Here is an 18,367-nt window from a genome sequence, read left to right as displayed (position 1 = left end):
CTGCAAGCTTCTACGGGCCGGGCGGCCGATCGGTTGAGGCGGCGACCGTTGGCAGGTGGGCGGTTGCCGGGCTGGTCATGGGCACGGGGCGTCCGTCGGGCCCGATCGCCACCATCGTGAGCTGGGCCCGAGTGACGCGGACCGTATCGCCGCCCTCGTACCGCTCGGCATCGACGCACACCTCGACGGTCACGCTGCTGGTGCCCCTTCGGGTCGTGCGCGTCATGCAGCTCACCAGGTCTCCCACGTGCACGGGCTGGCTGAATTCGACCCGATCGACGCTCGCGGTCACCCAGCGGTGCACGCCGTGGCGGCGGGCCTCGACGAAGGCGGCCTGGTCGATCGCGCTGAGGATGACGCCGCCGAAGATCGTGCCGTACTGGTTGGTGTCCCGCGGCATGGTCATGACGCGGAGGCTGCAGGCCCAGTCGCCGTCCTCGCTGCAGGGGCCGTCCGCCGGGTCGCTGGTGGGGGGAGGGTTCGTCACGACCGAGAGGTTAGGGAGGCGGCGGGCCCTTACCATGCGGGCATGACGCAAGCCCCGACCAACGCCCAAGCCTGCGGCCCGCTCAGCACCCGACTCGACGTCGCCCCCATCGAGGCCCTGGCGGCCATGGACTGGCCAGACCTCGTCCGGCGGTATGCCGTGGGCGTCGAGTGGTTCGATCCTCGGCTGTTCCACCTGCCCGAGGGCGAGCTCGACACGCCCTTCAAGCCCGACTCGGGCGCGGGGCAGCTGCCCATCCGGGCCCTCGTCACGCACCTAGCCGACTGCGAACTCGTGTACCTGCACCGCATCCGCCGGGCCGTGGCCGAGCAGACGCCCGTGCTCAACGTGTTCGACGAGCAGGCATTCTTCGATGGACCGCTCTACGGCCGGGGCACCCGCAGCGGCGTGACGAGTGCGCCGCCGGTGGCCGGCTCGGTGGCCGTGGTGCACACGCTGCGGCGCTGGTCGCTCGACTGGCTCTTCGACATGGACGAGGCCGCCCAGAACCGCTCGGCCATGCACCCCGAACGGGGATCCATGACGGTGCGCGACATGCTGGCGTTCGCCACCTGGCACCTGGAGCACCACGCGAGGTTCCTCAATGCCAAGATCGAGCTGCTCGCAGGCCCGATGCCCGAGGCGCAGGCGATGCCCGCCGGCGGGTGCGGCCCGGGCTGCGGCTGCGCGGCGAAGGCCGACCAGGGCGATGCCGAGCAGTAGGGCGAGCATGATCTGCGTCCTGCTGGGGCTGCTCGCGGGGAGCCAGTCGGGCTGCCAGGAGGTCGTGCTCGACGAGCGACCGAAGAACGACCTGTTCGGTCGGCTGAGCGGCGCACCCAGAGAGCGGTCCGACGCGGTCTCGCCCCGCCGCGGCGTCGATCCGGCGAGCCTGCCGCCCATCCGCGAGGAGCTGCCCGACGGCGAGATCGTGCTCCGGGCCCGGACGGGCCGAGACCTGATGGCCCACCTCCAGCACGCCCTGATCCACGACGACGAGCCACTGGAGCGCGAGCTCTTCACCGAGCACCTGCTGAGCGAGGCGACGAGGGCCGAGTACGAGGCCCGCAGCCTGCCGCCGGACCAGGCCTATTACACGCTCCTGAGGCGACGGGACGACGTGCTGCTGCTGTTCAACCGCATCGGGCCGCTGGCCGAGAACTCGCCCCAGGTCATCATGAAATCGCTGGGGAACAACGTGATCCGCCTCCAGGTGACCGGGCTGGCCCGCGAGGGCCTCCGCTGGAGCTTCATGGACATGATCTTCGAGGACGGCAACTGGCGGCTGCGGTGGTTCGGGTAGGGGCGTCTGCCCTGTCCGCCGATCCGGGGGCTGGACCCGGGAACGGCCTCCGGGCTATCATTCGGGCTGTGGCGGACGCCGGGGTGGCCGGCGGCCGGGTGGTCGTATCGAGTTCCTTCTGAGAGTAAAGAGGCCAGGGTTTATGGCAATCGAACCGGCGGTGAAGCAAGAGGTCATTGGCGAGCACGCGAGGCACGAGGGCGATACGGGCTCTCCGGAGGTGCAGATCGCCATCCTGACCAGCCGCATCAAGGAACTCTCGGGCCACCTGCGCGAGCATCGCCACGACTTCCACAGCCGTCGTGGGCTGATCCTGATGGTCGGCAAGCGCAACCGCCTGCTCCGCTACCTGAGCAGGACGAACAACGACAGCTACAAGGCCCTCATCCAGAAGCTCGGCCTGCGCAAGTAACGGTTTTCTGCGTACAAAGCCCCACGAGGGGGCTTTTTTGTTTCGTTTTGTTTCGAGGCATTTCCGGGTCGGGCCCGGCGCATGGGCGTCGGGGAAAGAGGCCGTCCCGTTCCACATCCGGACCGCAAGTCACGGGCGATTCGCGCCCGGTCGGTCCATCTTCATGCGAGGGTTCCGGAAGGCCGAAGGAGCAGTCGGCGCGACGCAGTGCGGGTGCAACATCTTGCAGCGACACTGCCTTACGTCCTCTGCCCCTTCCACCTCCTCGTCCCTCTCTCCCTCGCGGCCGGCGTCACCCTGCTGATGCCGGTGTTCGCTGATAGCCGAGCCCGCGGACCGAGTTCGCCCGGCTCCTGGTGATAGAGGTACTTTCATATGGCAGACGTTCTGATTTCCGAGCAGATCAAGGTCGAACGAGAGATCGCCGGCCGCACCATGTCGATCGAGACCGGCGTCGTCGCACGCCTGGCCTCGGCGGCTGTCATCCTCCGGTACGGTGGCAGCGCCGTGATGGCGACGGTCGTCCGGGCCAACCCAAGGCCCGGGCTCGACTTCTTCCCGATGCAGGTCGACTACCGCGAGAAGCTGCCCGCGGCGGGCAAGTTCCCCGGCGGGTTCCGCAAGCGTGAGGGCGCTCCCAACGAGAAGGAAATCCTCACGATGCGGATGATCGACCGGCCCATCCGCCCCTTGTTCCCCGATGGCTTCATCGACGAGGTGCAGATCCAGTGCTGGGTCATGAGCCACGACGGCGAGAACGACACCGACGTGCTGGCCTCGGTCGCCGCGTCGGCGGCGCTCACCTTGAGCGACGCGCCCTTCGAGGGCCCGATCGCCACCGTTCGCGTTGGCCGCGTGCACACCGATGACGGTCCCGTGCTGGTCGCCAACCCGACGGCCAGCCAGATGGACTACAGCGACCTGGACATGGTGCTCAGCGGCCACGCCGACGGCATCAACATGATCGAGGTCGGCGCCGCTGAAGTGCCCGACGACGACGTGCTCGATGCCATCGAGTTCGGCCAGGACGTGATCGGCGAGATCCTCGAGCTCATCGAAGACCTTGCCGCCGAGGCGGGCCAGGAGAAGCGTCTGGGCGACAACATCAACCTGCCGGCCGACGACGTCGTGCAGGAAGTGAGCAAGGCCGCCAAGACCAAGCTGATGAAGGCCCGGCAGATCCCCGGCAAGCACGAACGCGGCCAGGCCGTGGGCGAAATCCGCGACGAGGTGCTCGACGCGCACTTCCCGATCATCGAGGACGGCACGCCGGGCGAGCACCTGGAGAGCACCAAGCGCCGCGCGATGGCCCGGGAGGCCTTCCGCACGCTCGAGAAGAAGGTGTCGCGTCAGCTCCTGGTGGAGAAGGGCGTGCGCGCCGACGGCCGCAAGCCCGCCGAGTTGCGTCCGATCTTCGGGCAGGTCGGCTACTTCGAGCGCACGCATGGTTCGGCGCTCTTCCAGCGCGGCGAGACGCAGAGCCTGGTGAGCTGCACGCTGGGCACCGGCAAGGACGCGCAGATCGTCGACGGGCTCATGCCCGAGTACAGCAAGAAGTTCACGCTGCACTACAACTTCCCGCCCTTCTGCGTTGGCGAGGCCGGCCGCATCATGGGGCCCGGCCGCCGCGAGATCGGCCACGGCGCGCTCGCCGAGCGCAGCCTGCTGGGCATCCTGCCCGGACCCGACGAGTTCCCCTACACCATCCGCCTTGTCAGCGACATCACCGAGAGCAACGGCTCGTCGTCGATGGCGTCGATCTGCGGCGGGTGTCTGGCGCTCATGGATGCCGGCGTGCCGATCCGTGCGACGTGCGCGGGCATCTCGGTCGGCCGCATGACCGACGAGAACGGCGAGAACGAGGTCTACATCACCGACATCATCGGTGAGGAAGACTTCTTCGGCGATATGGACTTCAAGATCGCCGGCACGCGCGACGGCATCACCGGCATCCAGCTCGACCTCAAGGCCCGCGGCCTGGAGATGGACCAGATCGAGCTGATCTTCGACCAGGCCCGCGAGGGACGGCTCGAGATCATCGACATCATGGAGCAGGTGATCGAAGCGCCCCGGGACGACATCTCGCGCTACGCGCCGCGCATCGAGACCATCAAGATCAACCCCGAGAAGATCGGCAAGCTCATCGGCCCCGGCGGCAAGACCATCCGCGCCATCCAGGAGCGGTGGGGCGTGCAGATCGACGTCGAGGAGGACGGCACCGTGTCGGTCGCCTCGACCGACGGCGACAGCCTCGCCGGCGCCAAGCAGGAAATCGAGGCGCTGGGCGAGGAGATCAAGGTCGGCTCGATCTACACCGGCAAGGTCGTGAGCGTTCGCGACTTCGGCGCGTTCATCGAGATCGCCGCGGGCACCGATGGCATGTGCCACATCAGCGAGCTCAAGGACGGCTACGTCGAGAAGGTGACCGACGTCGTCAACGTGGGCGACGAGGTGACGGTCAAGGTCATCCTGGTCGACGACCAGGGCCGCATCAAGCTCAGCCGCAAGCAGGCGTTGCCGCCCGAGGAACGCGGCGGTGACGAGGATGGCGATCGCGAGGAACGCGGTTCACGCGGTGATCGCGGCTCGCGTGGCCGCGGCCGGGGGCGTGATCGCGGCGGCGATCGCGACCGTGGTGGCGACCGAGACCGAGACCGTGACGGTGATCGTGACCGCGAAGGCGGCCGCGACGGGCGTCGCTCCAAGCGGCGTGGCGGACGCCGACCGGCAGCGGTCGATTGATCGCCTCGCACGCCAAGATTTGAGTTTTCACCAGACCCGCATCACTGCGGGTCTTTTTGATGACCGGATGCGGCGGGCGGTTCCCCGAAACGAGGGGTATCCGCCTGCTGTTTTGGCGAGTTTGCGACACTTTTGGTGTCGATTCGGCGAAGATTGCACCAAAGTGGCCTCTGGTGGCCAATTTCGCGTTACGCTCGCCTCGCCGAATTGATAACCTAGGAAAGCCCAGCGTGGATCGGCCCGACCGATCCGATTGCGGGCCGTCCAAGGCACTCGCGGCGTGGGGCTGTTCGCGGGCTTGGACGGCGGAGCAGCGCTCATGACCGAGCAGCCGACCGACCTGCTGGAAGGCATCGAGGGCGAGGTGAAGTGGTTCGATGCCCGTAAGGGGTACGGCTTCATCATCGGTCCGCAGGGCCAGGACGTCATGGTGCACTACTCGGTCATCAAGGGCGCGGGCTATCGCTCGCTGCGCGATGGCTCCACCGTGGAGTACGACGCGAAGAAGACCGACAAGGGCTGGAAGGCCACGCGCGTCGAACGGACGGGCGTCGTCGAGACCAGGCCCGATCCCGACAGCGTCAAGCGTTCGCCGCGTCGGTAGTTCGGGCGGGCCACTACCCTGAGCACATGTCGGTCGAGGCCTGGGGCACCCCATTCACGAACATGCTCGCGGGATTCGGAGCCGGGCTGCTGGTCGCGGCCGGCGCCGGTTGGTGGGCCACGCGCGTGTTGATGCGTCGAGCGCGGCAGGCCGAGGGTCGCGCTCGGGCCGCCGAGCACCTGGCCGAGATCGGCTCGATGACCGGCGGGTTGGCCCACGAGATCAAGAACCCGCTCTCGACCATCGGCATGAACGCGCAGCTCTTGGCCGAAGCCGTAGGCGACCTGCCCTCGGTTGACGAGCAGCAGCGTGGCCGCCTCGTCCGCCGGGCGGGCACGCTCAAGCGCGAGGTCGAGCGGCTCGGGGACATCCTGAGCGACTTCCTCGACTTCGCGGGCGAGCTTCGGCTGAGCCCGACGCGCGTCGACGTCAATCGCCTCGTCGAAGAACTCGCCGACTTCTTCCTGCCTCAGGCCGAGAGCCGAGGCGTGCGCATCCGCGTGGAACTTGCCGGGGAGCCTGCCTGGGTGAGCGTCGATGCGCCGCGCCTGAAGCAGGCCGTGTTGAATCTGATGCTCAACGCGACGCAGGCGATGGCTGAAGTCTCAGGCACTCTGCCGAAGGAACTTATGCTGCGTGTTCGTCGCCGACCGCGCGACGGGTGGATCGAAGTCCACGTGACGGACACGGGTCCGGGCATGCCCGACGATACCGCCGATCGGGTGTTCCACCCCTACTTCACGACGAAGCAGGGCGGAACGGGCCTGGGCCTGCCGACGAGCCGACGGATCATCCAGGCGAGCGGCGGCGTATTGAGTTTCACCAGCGAAGAAGGACGCGGCACCGACTTCGTCATCGAGTTGCCAGCCGGCGACGCCTGATCGACTCCGCCGGGACATGCTCGCAGTTTCGAGCCGATGGCGTGCATCTGGCGCTTGGATTCAGGGGGGATGCACGATGAGAAAGCACGTCGCACGCACCGTGCTCGCTTCGGTTCTCGCTCTTACGAGCATTGCGTCGGCGCAGGACGCGACGTTCCGGGGCATGGGATACAGCGGCATGGGGGCGTCGCTCGTCGGCAGCCGCGCGGACGCCTTGAGCCCGGACGGCCTGGTCGCGACCGGCGGTGACGATACCGACATGGGTACGCTCGTCGCGTCGTGGGACGAGTTTGCGTTCTTTCCCGAGTTCCTTCGGGATCCGGATGGCAACTTCACGCCCGGTCGCGGCGTGGCCGTGAGCGAGCTCGGACTCGTGACCGTCGGCGGATGGAACACGTTCCGGGACGGCACGTTCGTCCGGCTGTCGATGGCCTGGCAGTTGGGCCAGCTGGGCGTCGAACTCCAGCCGTTGCCCGATGCGTTGCCGCTCTCGGGCACCTACACGGTCGTCGGCGACCTGAACGGTCATGGTTCACTCGCCGTGGGCGTTTCTTTCGACGAAGCCCGGCGCCGACAGCCCGTTTCGTGGGATCCGGCCAGCGGCGCGGTCGATCGCCTCCCGCTGCTGCAGGGGCGTACCGGCGGACAGGCGAATCGGATCAGCACCGATGGACGCATCATCTTCGGCAGCCAGTTCGGCGGGCCCGGCGGCGTCGACCGCATCGTGTTGTGGACGGATGGCGTGCCGCAGGCCGCCGACGCGACGCTGCCCGACGGTTACGCGGACTTCACCATCCTCGGCATTTCTCCGGATGCGTCTGTCGTGACGGGGACGCTGCTACCCATCGACTACGACCCCTTTACGAATCCTGCGAAGCCTGCGGTGTGGCGCGAGGACACGGGCATCGAGATCCTGGACACCATCGGTCCGGCTGGCTTCAGGCTCATCGATGATGCGGTCAACGATGCCTCGGAGCACGGCGGCTTGATGGTTGGAACGGTCGGCGTTTTCGTCGTCGGTGGGCCCTACGCCGCGGCCGTGTGGTTCGAGGACGGCAGCGTGCGGCTGCTCCAGGAGTGGCTGGTCGATGAGTTTGGCCTGTTCGAGGCCGGCGAATGGCGCGGCCTGCTCGAGGCGACGTCGATCTCCGACGACGGCACGATCATCGTTGGCTACGGCATCAACCAGTTTGGCATCAAGGAAGCCTTCCGTGTCACCCTGCCCCGCCTGGGGTGCGAGGTAGACTTCGACGAAGACGGATCGCTAACGATCTTCGACTTCCTGGCTTTCCAGAACCTCTTCGATGACCGCCACCCGCGCGCCGATATGGACGGCGACGGGCAATTCACGCTGTTTGATTTCCTGGCGTTCCAGACGCAGTTCGACGCCGGGTGCGAGTAGCAAGCCGAGTCGACGGGGATCCTTACAGCTCTTCGATCCGCGTGCGCACCTCCCACAGCTCCGGGAAGAACTGGTGGTCGATCATCTGGCGAAGGAATGGCACGCCGCTGGATCCGCCGGTGCCGCGCTTCATGCCGATGATGCGGTGCACCGTGCGCAGGTGGCGGTAGCGCCACTGGCCGAACTGGTCGTCGACGTCGACGAGCTTCTCGGCCATCTCGTAGCTGGCCCAGTGCTCGTGGGGGTTCTCGTAGACCGTCTTGAGCACGGCGATCACGCGTTCGTCCATCTCTCGCGGCTCGCTGAAGTCGCGCTCCACGACGTCCTTGGGAACGGGCAGGCCCTGGCCGTGCATGTACGCGAGAAAGGCGTCGTAGATGCTCGGCGCTTCGAGGGCGGCCTTGAGCTCCGCGTGGTTGGCCTGGTCGTGCTCGTGCACCTTGAGCATCCGCCGGTCCTTGTTGCCCAGCAGGAACTCGACGAGCCGGTACTGGAAGCTCTGGAAGCCGCTGGCGTTGCCCAGCACGCCTCGGAACTGGGCGTACTCGGTCGGCGTGAGCGTCGCGAGCACGCTCCATTGGTTCAAGAGCTGCTGGAGGACGTGCTTGACGCGAGCGAGGATCTTGAAGGACGGCTCGAGGTCGCCCCGCTGCACGGCCACGATTGCGGCCCGCAGCTCGTGGATCATCAGCTTCAGCCACAGCTCGGTGGTCTGGTGCTGGATGACGAAGAGCATCTCGTCGTGGTGCGGCGGATTGCTCAACGGCTGCTGGGCCGTGAGGATCTTCTCGAGATGTAGATAGCCGCCGTAGGTCATACGGTCGGCCAGATCGGTGTGGAGCGTCGACTCGAACTCGCGCTGGGACATGTGGCGGTCTTAGCCGTTCCACTTGCGCAGGTCGGGACCCACGTAGTTGGCCCGCGGGCGGATGAGGCGGTTGTTGGCGTGCTGCTCCATGATGTGGGCGGCCCAGCCGGTGATGCGTGCGGCCACGAAGATGGGCGTGTACTGCGGCACGGGGATGCCGAGCGCGTAGTACGTCATGCCGCAGGGGAAGTCGACGTTGGGGTGGATGCTCTTCTCATCGAGCATGATCTGCTGGACGATCTCGCCCAGGTCGAACCACTTGACGAACTCGGCCCCACGCTTCTCGGCGGCGGCGCGGCCAAGCTTGTGGAGGATCGGGGCGCGGTGGTCGCCGTTCTTGTAGACGCGGTGGCCGAAGCCCATGAGCTTGCGCTTCTCGGTGAACGCCTTGCGCATCCAGTCTTCGACGGCGGGCTTCTCGATCTTTCCATCGAGGTCGCTCATGATCTCGCGGAGCATGTCCATGGCGGCTTCGTTGGCGCCGCCGTGCAGCGGGCCCTTGAGGGCGGCGATGGCGCCCGTGACCGCGCCATGCATGTCGCTCAGCGTGCCGGCGATGACGCGGCTTGTGAACGTGCTGGCGTTGTAATCGTGCTCGGCGTAGAGCGTGAGCGAGACGTCGACGACCTTGTCGGCCTCGGCATCGGGCCGCTCGCCGCTCATGAGGTAGAGCATGTTGGCGGCGTGGCTCAGGTTGGCGTCCCCGCCGGTGTCGGGCGCGACGATCTCGCGGCCGTCGATGACGTTCTGCATGTGCCCGATGATGGTGGGGATCTTCGCGGTCAGCCGCTTGGCCTTGCGCAGGTTGGCCTCGGCGGAGATGTCCTGGCACTCCTTGTCGAGGTTGGCCAGCATGCTGACGGCCGTCCGCAGGATGTCCATCGGCACCGCGCTGCCGGCGATGACCATGGGCTTGACGGTCTTGAGGTAGTCGATGACCTGCGTGGGCAGGGCACGGTTGGCGATGAGCTCGTCCTTGAAGAACTGGAGCTGCTCTCCGGTCGGCTTCTCGCCCTCGAGCAGGAGGTAGGCGACCTCCTCGAAGCTGGCGTTGTCGGCCAGGTCGTGGATCTCGTAGCCGCGATAGATCAGGGCGTCTTGCTCGACGTTGCAGATCGCGGTGTCGCCGGCGACGACGCCTTCGAGGCCGGCCTTCTGGGCGGGTGCGGCGGTGGTCATAAGAAGAGCCTCCGATCGGGAAGTTTTCGGGTGTCGCGACGATCGCGAAGGAAAAGAGGGCGCGGTGGGATTCGAACCCACGAACGGCTTTCGCCAAACGGATTTGCAATCCGCCCCATTAGTCCACTCTGGCACACGCCCGGGGCTGGTTCCGGCGGGTTCGTCCACCGGAAAGACATTATTGCGCGCTCGCAGACCAAAGGCCCGCGCGTGCGGCAATGACCCGCTCGTAATGCCTCAGAACGACCGATTCACGACCGCGTCGGCCATCGCCAGCATCGTGCGGCGGGAGGGTGAGTCGGCCAACTGCTCCAGACGCTCACGAGCCCGTCCCACGATGGCCTCCGAGGCGGCCTGGGCGTGCTGGACCGATGCGGTGCTCTCCAGGCGGCCGCGGAGTTCGGCCGGTGCGTCGCCCGAGTCATCGCCGGCCGCTTGCAGCGCCAACGCGAGGCTGTGGGCTCGCTCGGCGGGTTCGGCCTGGGAAAGGTGGTGGATGACCGGGAGCGTCAACTTGCCCTTTCGCGCGTCGCGGCCCACGCTCTTCCCGACGACCTCTTCGCGGCCGGTGAGATCGAGCAGGTCATCGCGAACCTGGAAGGCCGCCCCGATCTGGCGGCCGAAGGCCTCCAGCGCGGCGATGGCCTCGGCCGATCCGCCGCCCGCGGTCGCGCCGAGTTCGCACGCGGCGGCGATCAGCTCGGCCGTCTTGCGATCGATGATCTCGAAGTAGGTCGCCTCGTCGAGCGAAAGATCGTCGCGCCGGTCGAGCTGGAGCAGCTCGCCGCTGCACACCACCATGCTGGCGCGCGCCACGCGGAGCGCCGTGGCCTGCTCGTCGAGCGTCGAGCATAGGTGGTAGGCGCCGGCGATCAGGTAGTCGCCCAGGATGACCGCGGTCTCGTTGCCGCTCATGGCGTTCACGGTCCGGCCGCGGCGGCGCGTGTCGGCCTCGTCGAGCACATCGTCGTGCACGAGCGTGGCCATGTGCACCATCTCGCACACGGCGCCGATGATCTCGAGCGCGGCGCCCGGGGGGCCTTGCAGCACCGCGGCGAGATCGCCGTGGGCAGTCCCCGCCGAGAGCGCCACCAGCGCGGGGCGCAGCATCTTTCCGCGGTATCGCTCGACGTGCTGGGTCAGCCGCTGGACGGCGAGGATGTCGCTCTGGAGCGCTTCGTCGAATCGATCGACCACGCGGCCGAGGTACGAGGCAAGCTCGCCCTGGATGGGCTCGAGCGACGGGTCAAGATTGAGCAGGTTGTGCACGTCGACCTCCCCCCGCACGAGCGTTTCACGATAGGCTTGGGCCGGTCGGGCGGCCCCTCGCCGAGGCCACGTCCCGGTTTATGATGGGGCCATGAGCCTCAGCCCCGAACGATCGAGACAACTCGTCCAGCAGGCCCGCGAGGCCAATCTCCGCGGCGACTTTTCCCAGGCCTACGCCCTGGGACTCACGCTCCTGGAGAACCTGCCACGGGATCCCGACGTCCGCATGCTGATGGGCGAGGTCTGCCTGGCCACGGGCTTCATCGATCAGGCCCTCGAGCACCGGAAGTTCGTGGTCGAGAACGCGGCGCCCTCGCCGCTCAAGCAGGTCCAGCTTGCCGAGACGTACGTCCACGCGGGCCGCTTGGGCGACGCCCTCGCCCACTATGCCGACGCGATCAAGATCGACGCGGGCTTCCCGCCCGCCATCGCCGGTCGCGCCGAGGTGTACGAGATGCAGGGCAACTTCAAGCGCGCCTGGAAGACGCTCGAGCCCGCGCTGGCTGCGAACCCAACCAACCCGTCGCTGGCGGCGGTCGGGGTACGGGTGCTCATGGAGTTGAAGAGGATCGACGAGGCGATCACGCTGGGCGAGCGCGTGATGGGGGCCGACCTGCCCGAGGAACCGCAGCGGCGCAACCTCATGCTCACCATGGCCCGCGCTTATGAACGCAACAAGCAGTACGCCGAAGCGCTGGACGCCGCTCGCCGTGGGAATGACATGCTGCGCATGCCCTTTAGCATCGATCAGTACCGCGCCGAGAACGACCGCATCATCGAGACCTTCAGCGAAGCGTGGATGCGCTCGGCCCCGCGTGCCGCGTGCGACGGCTCGTGGGCCGTGTTCATCGTGGGCATGCCCCGCAGCGGTTCGACGCTCACCGAGCGGATCATCCACGCCCATCCCGATGCGTTCGGGGCCGACGAAGACTTCACGCTGCAACTCATCCTGCGCGGCGCGCAGACGGGATTCGCACCGACGGACTGGCCCGAATTCGTGCGTGACATGTCGCCCGAGCAACTCACCGCTGCCGGCGAACAGTACGAAAGGGCGATGCGGACCAAGGCACCGCGCGCCAAGATAATCTCCAACAAGGACCTGGCCAACATGCGACGGCTTGGCTTTGCCGACCGCATCCTGCCGGGCGCAAAGTTCATCCATACGCGGCGCGATCCGGCCGACAACTGCCTGTCGTGCTACTTTGAGCGTCTGCGACCATCGTCCATCCCGTACGCCGCCGACTTCGACGATCTCGCCGCGGTGTACGCCGAGAACGAACGCCTCGCCGCCCACTGGCAGCAGGCCTGCGGCAACGACTTCCTGACCATTCGGTACGAAGACATGGTCAGCGACCTGCCCGCCGTTGCTCGAAAGGTTATCGACTTCGTCGGCCTGCCGTGGGACGACCGATGCCTGCGTCCGCACGAGGCAAACCGGGCCGACCGCACGCTGAGCGTCACCCAGGTCCGCCGGCCGATCTACAAGTCGGCCAAGGGCCGTGCGGCGAAGTACGGCGACTTGATCGCCCCCCTGCGCGAGTCCCTGAAAGCCCACGCACTGGAAGCGTAATACCGGGGAGAGCCGTTTCGGCCTTGGCCAGACAGGAGCCCGCCCGTGAAGAGCACATGCAGAGCCGTCGTCACCTTGCTCGTCATTGCCCCCTTCGCGCTCGCCCAGCCGGCCGAACAGCACGATGCTGCGGAAGCCGCCCAGCCGCGGTTCGAGTTCATGAAGATCGATCCAGGGAGCTCCGGCTACCGGGGCTTCGAGCGCGCGATATTCGCCGACTTCGTCGATGCCGCCCAGGGCGATGCGGACGCGAAGCAGCGATTGGTCGACGCCTGCACACAAGCGATCGAGGTCGATTCGGAGAATGCCGAGGCCATCGCGTGGCGAGGTGCGGCCCGGATGTTTGACGCGGGGAGCGCCTCGGAAGCCGGCGACTTCATGGCCGCCATGCGGCACACCAACGAAGCGCTCGCCGATCTCGACAGGGCTCGCGACCTGGAGCCCGAGAATCCTGGCGTGCGGGTGGTCACGGCGACCACGCTGTTGAATCTGGCCGCGTACCACCCGATCGATCGCATGGCCAAGGGCTACGCCGCCAAGGGGGTCGAAGACGCCATCGCGGCGCTCTCGAAGCTCTACGAGAACTGGAACGAGCAGCCCATCGACCTCAAGGGCCAGCTCATGATCGGTGTCGCCTGGGGCTACGACCGCATGGGTGAGACGACCAAGGCCCGGGACTGGTTCAATAGGGTGATCGGCGCGGCCCCGGGCACGACGTGGGCCGAGCAGGCCCAGGCCTGGATCGATGCGGCCGACAAGCGTGCCAACGAGTTCTGACCGCTAGAACCCCACGGCCTGTCCATCCGCCCGCAGATCGCTCGCCGCGATGTAGCCGTCCTCGAGCTTGTAGATCACCTGGCCGCGCCCGAAGCTGGCGTTGCGCGTGCGGTAGCGTCGCATCGGGTGGCCCATCTTCTCGAGCTCGTCGTATACGCCCTCGCCGTCGATGGTCTCGAAGCCCGGCTCGATCATGACGCGGCCGTCCCGCTCGATCTGCCAACGCGGCGCATCGAGGCACGCCTGGGGGTTCTGCCCGTGGTCGGCCATGCGCACGAGCACCTGGGCGTGGCCCTGGGGCTGCATGAAGCCGCCCATGACGCCGTAGGCCATCGCGGGTTGTCCGTCGCGCGTCACGAACGCGGGGATGATCGTGTGGTACGGCAGCTTGCCGGGTGCGATCTCGTTGGCGTGGCCCGGCTCGAGCGAGAAGTTGCCGCCGCGGTTGTGCATCGCCACGCCGAAGCCCGGCACGACCATGCCCGATCCGAAGCCCGTGTAATTGCTCTGGATGAAGCTCACCATGTTGCCGTCGGCGTCGGCGGCGGTCAGCAGCACGGTACCGCCCTCCTTGGGCTCGCCGTAGCCGAAGTTGCCGGCCTTGCCGGGGTCGATCAGCTTCGCCCGTGCCTCCAGATAGCCGTCGTCGAGCAGGTCATCGACCGACACGCGCATGTGCTCGGGGTCGGCGACGTGCTGGTGCGCGTCGGCGAAGGCCAGCTTCATCGCCTCGATCTGCGGGTGCATCCAGGCGGCCGAATCGACGTCCATGCTCGCGACGTCGAAGTGCCTCAGGATGCCCAGCGCGATGAGCGCCGCAATCCCCTGGCCGTTCGGCGGGATCTCGTGCAGGCGCCAGCCGCGATAGTCGATCGAGATGGGCTCGACCCAGCGTGCTTCGTGAGTCGCCAGATCCGCGAGCCTGAGTGATCCGCCGTGCTTGACGCTTTCTGCCTCGATGGCCTCGGCGATCTCGCCCTCGTAGAACGCGCGGCCCTTGGTGCCGGCGATCGCCTCGAGCGTGCGCGCATGGCCGGGCATCGCGAAGAGCTCGCCGGGCTGCGGCGCTCGACCGCCGGGCGCAAAGGTCTGCTTCCAGCCCTCGAATCGGTCGAACCCGCGGTACCGCCGGCTCGACGCGTTCCAGCCAGATGCAACGCCGGGACTGACGAGGTAGCCCTCGCGTGCGTACCGGATGGCCGGCTCCAACACCTTCTCGAGCGGCAGCTTTCCGAACTTGTCGTTCACGGCGACCCAGCCCGACACGGCGCCGGGCGTCGTGACGGCGCGCCAGTCGTAGAGCGGCATGCGATCGAGCCCGTCGTAGTCCTCGCGCTTCAATCCCTTCGGTGATCGCCCCGAGGCGTTGAGCCCGTGCAGCTTCGCGTTGCCCTGCTCATCCTTCATCCAGAGCAGCGCGAAGTTGTCTCCGCCGATGCCGTTGGCGGTGGGCTCGACGACGGTGAGCGCGGCGGCCGTGGCGACGGCCGCGTCGGCGGCGTTGCCACCGAGACGCAGCATCTCGAGCCCGGCCTGGGCGGCGAGGGGTTGGCTCGTCGCCACGCAGTTGCGCGCCAGGACGGGCATGCGCTTGCTGCTATAGGGCAGGTCGTAGCCGAAGGGGCCCTCGCCCCACGAGCGGTCCTGCGGCAGCGACTCGGACTCTTCGACGACGCGGACTTCCACGCCCGCATCATTCGGCCGCGAGCCCCCCGACGCGGCCGACGCACGCGACGCGAGGTATCCGCCGCCCGCGGCCGCCGCCAGGCCGGCGGATGTCGTCCGCATGAAGTCCCGCCGGGTCAGGCCATCGTTGGGGTTCTGCCGCTCGTCTGGGGTGCTCGCCATAACATGCACGGTACACGCTCGGGACCGCCGATGCGCGGCAGCGAGCGACCATCTCGAGGGAGGCTGGAGCCATGCGAAACCGAATCGAACGCGTCCTTGGCCTGTGCGGGTGCCTCGTTGCGGTGCACGCCCAAGCGGGCACCGCCAGCGACCCCGTCACCGAGGCGTTTACCGCCGAGGGTGCGACGCTCAGCAGCGCCGTGGATTCGCTGGGCGCCCGCGTCGAAGGCGGAGACGCCGATGCGCGCACGCGGTTCGCTCACGCGCTGGCGGTCTTCTTCCGCAGCGGCGAGCACGCCGTCCAGCAGCTCTACGACTACGGCGCGGGCCAGCCCGTTCGCGCCGGCAGCATGATGATGTTCCGCGGCATGATGCAGGCCGGCATGAACCCCGAGCCCAAGGAAGTCACCGCGGGCGAGGTGCGCGGCATCATGCAGGGGTGGCTCGATGACTTGCGCGAGGCCGACGAACTGCTCAACGACGTGCCGGCCGATGGTGACTGGAAGCTCCGACTCGACATGGCCGAGATCCCGCTGGACTTCAACGGCGACGGCACTGCCTCGCGGCAGGAAGAACCGGCCCGCGCGTTTGCGATCGTGTTCCGCGACGGCGTCAACATTCCGCAAGAGCAGCAGTCGTTCGTGCTCGGGCTCGACGCCACGGACCTGCAATGGCTGCGCGCGTACAACGACGTGCTCATGGCGGCCGGCGAGATCATGCTGGCCTACGACAACCGCGAGATGTTCGATCGCTGCGCCCACCTCTTCTTTCCCAGGCCCAAGACGCCCTACCCGTTCCTCCAGCAGAACAAGCCGCTGGATCCCACCGGCATGGACATCGACGTCTCGGACATCCTCGCCTTCGTGGGCAGCCTTGATTTTCCGTTGGCCGACGACGGGGCGGAACGCATGTCCCGCGCCCGGCAGCACCTGCTCAAGGCGATCGGCCACAGCCGCGAGATGTGGGAGAGCGCTCGGGCCGAGACCGACGACGACCGCGAGTGGCTGCCAGCGCCGCACCAGTCGCCGGCGATACGCGGCGTCGCGCTCGGCGAGCCCCAGGTGACCATGTGGCTCGACTTGCTCGACGAGGCCGAAGCGCTGCTCGAAGGCGAGAAGCTGCTGCGGTTCTGGCGCGGCGATGGATCGCAGGGCATCGACGTGCGCGCGTTCTTCGAAGAGCCTCGAGACTTCGACGTGTTCTACTGGGTCCAGGGCTCCGCCGCAGCGCCGTACCTCGTGCCCGTCGAGGATCGGCCCGTCACCCGCGACGAATTGTGGCAGGACATGGAAGACACCTTCGGCGACGACCTGTTCCGCTCGATCTTTTACATCAACTAACGGCGCTCCGGCTAGTTGAAGCACCAGTGGAGCAGCCCGGCTGCGCCGTAGACCAGCAGCACGAGAAGCCCGGCATCGCCGCCGCCGCAATGCCCGTACGAGTAGTGCCCGTATCCGGGAGCGCCATAGCCGTAGGCGTAGTGGCCGTGGGACGAGCAGCCGCCCAGCGACGCCGCCGCGAAGGTCAGTACCGTCATCCCCAGCACCACCGCTCGGCAGCGCACTCGTTCGATCCGTCCGGGTCGTGTGTCCATCGTCGTCGCCCTCACGATCGTGCCGCCGGCCGCGGCCGCATCGGCCCGTCCCTCCTCGGACCGAATCGCGCCGCCGGCGGAAGCCCGTAGTTAGCACTAACCAATATAACGGCAGATCGGCCCTCCCGCGCCAGGAATGTCGCGGAAGTCGGTGGGATTTCTCGTCGTTATCGGGCATAAAAGGTCCGCCCTGACGCCCTGCGGCCGGGCCGACCTATACTCCGCCCGCGCGGGCCCGAGGGACCGTTCGCGAGGGGCGGTAGCTCAGTTGGTAGAGCGCATCGTTCGCAATGATGAGGTCGAGAGTTCGAATCTCTTCCGCTCCACTTCCCAATCACCACCGCATGAGACGATCGGCCGCCAGAGTGCTGTGGGCCGTCGCTCCGGCCGCCGCCGCGGCCCGGGAGCTCGGTCTCGCGTGGAGCGAGGCCCGGGCCTTCCTTGGGGCCATCTATCGGCGTCGTCGCGTTGTCGTGGCCGCAGTCGTGCCGGCTGCCTTCGTCGCTGGGGCCGGCGGGTGGCTGGCGTTCGTGGCGGCCGTCTCGACCGTCTACGAGCAGGTCACCACGTTCAACCCCGACGGCTCGATCGCCACGACCGAGTCCACCGGGCCGTTCGGTATCACCGCCTATCCGCTGCTCGCCGCAGCGGTGCTCGGGTTCGGTCTTGCGTGGTTCATCGGCACGCTCGCGGCGTTTGCGGCCCAGTACGCCGTGATCGGTCGCGAGGCCCGTCGCTGCGCTCGCACGCCCGCGTGCTTCGCGTGCGGCTACGACCTCTCGGCGGTCGTAGGGGAGACCTGCCCCGAGTGCGGAACGGCGCGTCCGCCGCGTATCGTGCGAGCATGATCGAGACGACGTACCTGAGAGAGAAGTTTGCTCGCGGCCTTTCGTACGGCGACTACGTCGCGACCGGCAGCGACAATCATCGCCACGCGTGGAATGACTTCCGCCAGCGCGTGCATCCGACCGAGGTCCATCGAGAGCTTTTTGATGGCTTCGTCCGCAAGATGCACCTCCTGTGCGTCAGCGGCACGTGGTGCGGAGACTGCGTGCAGCAGGTGCCCATGCTGGACGCCATCGCCAGCCTCCGCCCCGACCTCATCGAGCTCCGAGTCGTTGACCGCGACGAGCACATGGACCTGGCGCGGCGGCTGGTCATCAACGATGGCAACCGCGTGCCGGTCGTCTTGTTCCTGAACGAAGAATTCGACTTCGTCTCGATGTACGGCGATCGGACGCTCACGCGGTATCGGGCGATCGCGGATCGGCAGCTCGGGGCCTCGTGCCCGCTCCCGGGCGCGCCGGTGCCCGAAGACGAGATCGCCGCCACGCTGCAGGACTGGATCGACGAGACCGAACGCGCACAGCTCGTGTGCCGACTGAGCACGAAGCTGCGTGCCAAGCACGGAGATTGACCGGGACAACCGCC

Annotated in this window: 18 protein-coding genes and 2 tRNA genes; 13 read left to right on the top strand and 7 right to left on the bottom strand. The window is 67.5% G+C overall.

The annotated features are described in order from the left end of the window. Positions 1 to 10: 10 nt before the first annotated feature. Entirely contained in the window at positions 11 to 487 is a 477-nt protein-coding gene (locus tag RIA68_10505; protein ID MEQ8317874.1) for an acyl-CoA thioesterase, read from the bottom strand. Between the two features lie 42 nt (positions 488 to 529). Between RIA68_10505 and RIA68_10500 the strand changes: the two genes are divergently transcribed. From RIA68_10500 to RIA68_10470, 7 genes are all read left to right on the top strand, one after another. Continuing rightward, positions 530 to 1,210: a DinB family protein gene (locus RIA68_10500; protein ID MEQ8317873.1), complete on the top strand. Its 681-nt coding sequence runs from the start codon at positions 530 to 532 to the stop codon at positions 1,208 to 1,210. Between the two features lie 7 nt (positions 1,211 to 1,217). Next, entirely contained in the window at positions 1,218 to 1,790 is a 573-nt protein-coding gene (locus tag RIA68_10495; GenBank protein MEQ8317872.1) for a hypothetical protein, read from the top strand. A gap of 142 nt (positions 1,791 to 1,932) precedes the next feature. Next, complete coding sequence (gene rpsO / locus RIA68_10490) at positions 1,933 to 2,202, top strand: 30S ribosomal protein S15 (protein ID MEQ8317871.1); 270 nt, start codon at positions 1,933 to 1,935, stop codon at positions 2,200 to 2,202. Between the two features lie 375 nt (positions 2,203 to 2,577). Next, a complete protein-coding gene (pnp, locus tag RIA68_10485) occupies positions 2,578 to 4,944 on the top strand; it encodes a polyribonucleotide nucleotidyltransferase (protein ID MEQ8317870.1) in 2,367 nt (788 codons plus the stop codon). A 319-nt stretch (positions 4,945 to 5,263) separates the two neighbouring features. Further along, positions 5,264 to 5,548 (top strand): cold shock domain-containing protein, encoded by a 285-nt coding sequence (locus RIA68_10480; GenBank protein MEQ8317869.1) that lies wholly within the window; start codon positions 5,264 to 5,266, stop codon positions 5,546 to 5,548. A 26-nt stretch (positions 5,549 to 5,574) separates the two neighbouring features. Next, positions 5,575 to 6,429 (top strand): ATP-binding protein, encoded by an 855-nt coding sequence (locus tag RIA68_10475; protein MEQ8317868.1) that lies wholly within the window; start codon positions 5,575 to 5,577, stop codon positions 6,427 to 6,429. Positions 6,430 to 6,505: 76 nt separating this feature from the next. Further along, positions 6,506 to 7,831 carry a GC-type dockerin domain-anchored protein gene (locus RIA68_10470; protein MEQ8317867.1) on the top strand — a complete coding sequence of 442 codons (1,326 nt, stop codon included), beginning with the start codon at positions 6,506 to 6,508 and terminating at the stop codon, positions 7,829 to 7,831. A gap of 22 nt (positions 7,832 to 7,853) precedes the next feature. Here the strand turns inward: RIA68_10470 and kynA are convergent, their stop codons facing one another. From kynA to RIA68_10450, 4 genes are all read right to left on the bottom strand, one after another. Beyond that, positions 7,854 to 8,699 (bottom strand): tryptophan 2,3-dioxygenase, encoded by an 846-nt coding sequence (gene kynA / locus RIA68_10465; GenBank protein ID MEQ8317866.1) that lies wholly within the window; start codon positions 8,697 to 8,699, stop codon positions 7,854 to 7,856. Between the two features lie 9 nt (positions 8,700 to 8,708). Then, positions 8,709 to 9,878, bottom strand: a complete 1,170-nt coding sequence (locus tag RIA68_10460; GenBank protein ID MEQ8317865.1) for a citrate/2-methylcitrate synthase — start codon at positions 9,876 to 9,878, stop codon at positions 8,709 to 8,711. Between the two features lie 56 nt (positions 9,879 to 9,934). Beyond that, positions 9,935 to 10,019, bottom strand: a tRNA-Cys gene (locus RIA68_10455). Positions 10,020 to 10,115: 96 nt separating this feature from the next. Beyond that, a complete protein-coding gene (locus RIA68_10450) occupies positions 10,116 to 11,147 on the bottom strand; it encodes a polyprenyl synthetase family protein (protein ID MEQ8317864.1) in 1,032 nt (343 codons plus the stop codon). A 91-nt stretch (positions 11,148 to 11,238) separates the two neighbouring features. On the opposite strand from RIA68_10450, the gene RIA68_10445 reads away from it, so the two are divergent. Both RIA68_10445 and RIA68_10440 read left to right on the top strand, forming a co-directional pair. Next, on the top strand, positions 11,239 to 12,717 hold the full coding sequence (locus tag RIA68_10445) for a sulfotransferase (GenBank protein ID MEQ8317863.1): 1,479 nt from the start codon (positions 11,239 to 11,241) through the stop codon (positions 12,715 to 12,717). Between the two features lie 45 nt (positions 12,718 to 12,762). After that, positions 12,763 to 13,494 carry a hypothetical protein gene (locus RIA68_10440; protein ID MEQ8317862.1) on the top strand — a complete coding sequence of 244 codons (732 nt, stop codon included), beginning with the start codon at positions 12,763 to 12,765 and terminating at the stop codon, positions 13,492 to 13,494. A 3-nt stretch (positions 13,495 to 13,497) separates the two neighbouring features. Here the strand turns inward: RIA68_10440 and RIA68_10435 are convergent, their stop codons facing one another. Continuing rightward, positions 13,498 to 15,342 carry a gamma-glutamyltransferase family protein gene (locus RIA68_10435; protein ID MEQ8317861.1) on the bottom strand — a complete coding sequence of 615 codons (1,845 nt, stop codon included), beginning with the start codon at positions 15,340 to 15,342 and terminating at the stop codon, positions 13,498 to 13,500. 71 nt (positions 15,343 to 15,413) lie between these two features. On the opposite strand from RIA68_10435, the gene RIA68_10430 reads away from it, so the two are divergent. Next, complete coding sequence (locus tag RIA68_10430; GenBank protein MEQ8317860.1) at positions 15,414 to 16,682, top strand: hypothetical protein; 1,269 nt, start codon at positions 15,414 to 15,416, stop codon at positions 16,680 to 16,682. An 11-nt stretch (positions 16,683 to 16,693) separates the two neighbouring features. Here RIA68_10430 and RIA68_10425 read toward each other — a convergent pair whose 3' ends face one another. Beyond that, positions 16,694 to 16,936: a hypothetical protein gene (locus tag RIA68_10425; GenBank protein ID MEQ8317859.1), complete on the bottom strand. Its 243-nt coding sequence runs from the start codon at positions 16,934 to 16,936 to the stop codon at positions 16,694 to 16,696. A gap of 253 nt (positions 16,937 to 17,189) precedes the next feature. On the opposite strand from RIA68_10425, the gene RIA68_10420 reads away from it, so the two are divergent. From RIA68_10420 to RIA68_10410, 3 genes are all read left to right on the top strand, one after another. After that, positions 17,190 to 17,262 (top strand) — tRNA-Ala (locus RIA68_10420). Between the two features lie 18 nt (positions 17,263 to 17,280). Continuing rightward, a complete protein-coding gene (locus RIA68_10415) occupies positions 17,281 to 17,784 on the top strand; it encodes a hypothetical protein (GenBank protein ID MEQ8317858.1) in 504 nt (167 codons plus the stop codon). Further along, on the top strand, positions 17,781 to 18,353 hold the full coding sequence (locus RIA68_10410) for a thioredoxin family protein (protein MEQ8317857.1): 573 nt from the start codon (positions 17,781 to 17,783) through the stop codon (positions 18,351 to 18,353). Before RIA68_10415 ends, RIA68_10410 begins: the two co-directional genes overlap by 4 nt. The last annotated feature ends 14 nt before the right edge of the window (positions 18,354 to 18,367 follow it).

This window comes from Phycisphaerales bacterium (assembly GCA_040217175.1).
Lineage (GTDB): Bacteria > Planctomycetota > Phycisphaerae > Phycisphaerales > UBA1924 > JAHCJI01.
Note: the sequence above shows the minus strand (reverse complement) of the source record. Positions and strands in the feature narration are given on the sequence as shown.

Coding starts and splice junctions, on each gene's coding strand:
- RIA68_10495 (MEQ8317872.1), top strand. CDS start 1,218: ATGATCTGCGTCCTGCTGGGGCTGCTCGCGGGGAGCCAGTCGGGCTGC.
- RIA68_10475 (MEQ8317868.1), top strand. CDS start 5,575: ATGTCGGTCGAGGCCTGGGGCACCCCATTCACGAACATGCTCGCGGGA.
- RIA68_10430 (MEQ8317860.1), top strand. CDS start 15,414: ATGCGAAACCGAATCGAACGCGTCCTTGGCCTGTGCGGGTGCCTCGTT.
- RIA68_10470 (MEQ8317867.1), top strand. CDS start 6,506: ATGAGAAAGCACGTCGCACGCACCGTGCTCGCTTCGGTTCTCGCTCTT.
- RIA68_10500 (MEQ8317873.1), top strand. CDS start 530: ATGACGCAAGCCCCGACCAACGCCCAAGCCTGCGGCCCGCTCAGCACC.
- RIA68_10460 (MEQ8317865.1), bottom strand. CDS start 9,878: ATGACCACCGCCGCACCCGCCCAGAAGGCCGGCCTCGAAGGCGTCGTC.
- kynA (MEQ8317866.1), bottom strand. CDS start 8,699: ATGTCCCAGCGCGAGTTCGAGTCGACGCTCCACACCGATCTGGCCGAC.
- RIA68_10410 (MEQ8317857.1), top strand. CDS start 17,781: ATGATCGAGACGACGTACCTGAGAGAGAAGTTTGCTCGCGGCCTTTCG.
- pnp (MEQ8317870.1), top strand. CDS start 2,578: ATGGCAGACGTTCTGATTTCCGAGCAGATCAAGGTCGAACGAGAGATC.
- RIA68_10445 (MEQ8317863.1), top strand. CDS start 11,239: ATGAGCCTCAGCCCCGAACGATCGAGACAACTCGTCCAGCAGGCCCGC.
- RIA68_10435 (MEQ8317861.1), bottom strand. CDS start 15,342: ATGGCGAGCACCCCAGACGAGCGGCAGAACCCCAACGATGGCCTGACC.
- RIA68_10415 (MEQ8317858.1), top strand. CDS start 17,281: ATGAGACGATCGGCCGCCAGAGTGCTGTGGGCCGTCGCTCCGGCCGCC.
- RIA68_10480 (MEQ8317869.1), top strand. CDS start 5,264: ATGACCGAGCAGCCGACCGACCTGCTGGAAGGCATCGAGGGCGAGGTG.
- rpsO (MEQ8317871.1), top strand. CDS start 1,933: ATGGCAATCGAACCGGCGGTGAAGCAAGAGGTCATTGGCGAGCACGCG.
- RIA68_10425 (MEQ8317859.1), bottom strand. CDS start 16,936: ATGGACACACGACCCGGACGGATCGAACGAGTGCGCTGCCGAGCGGTG.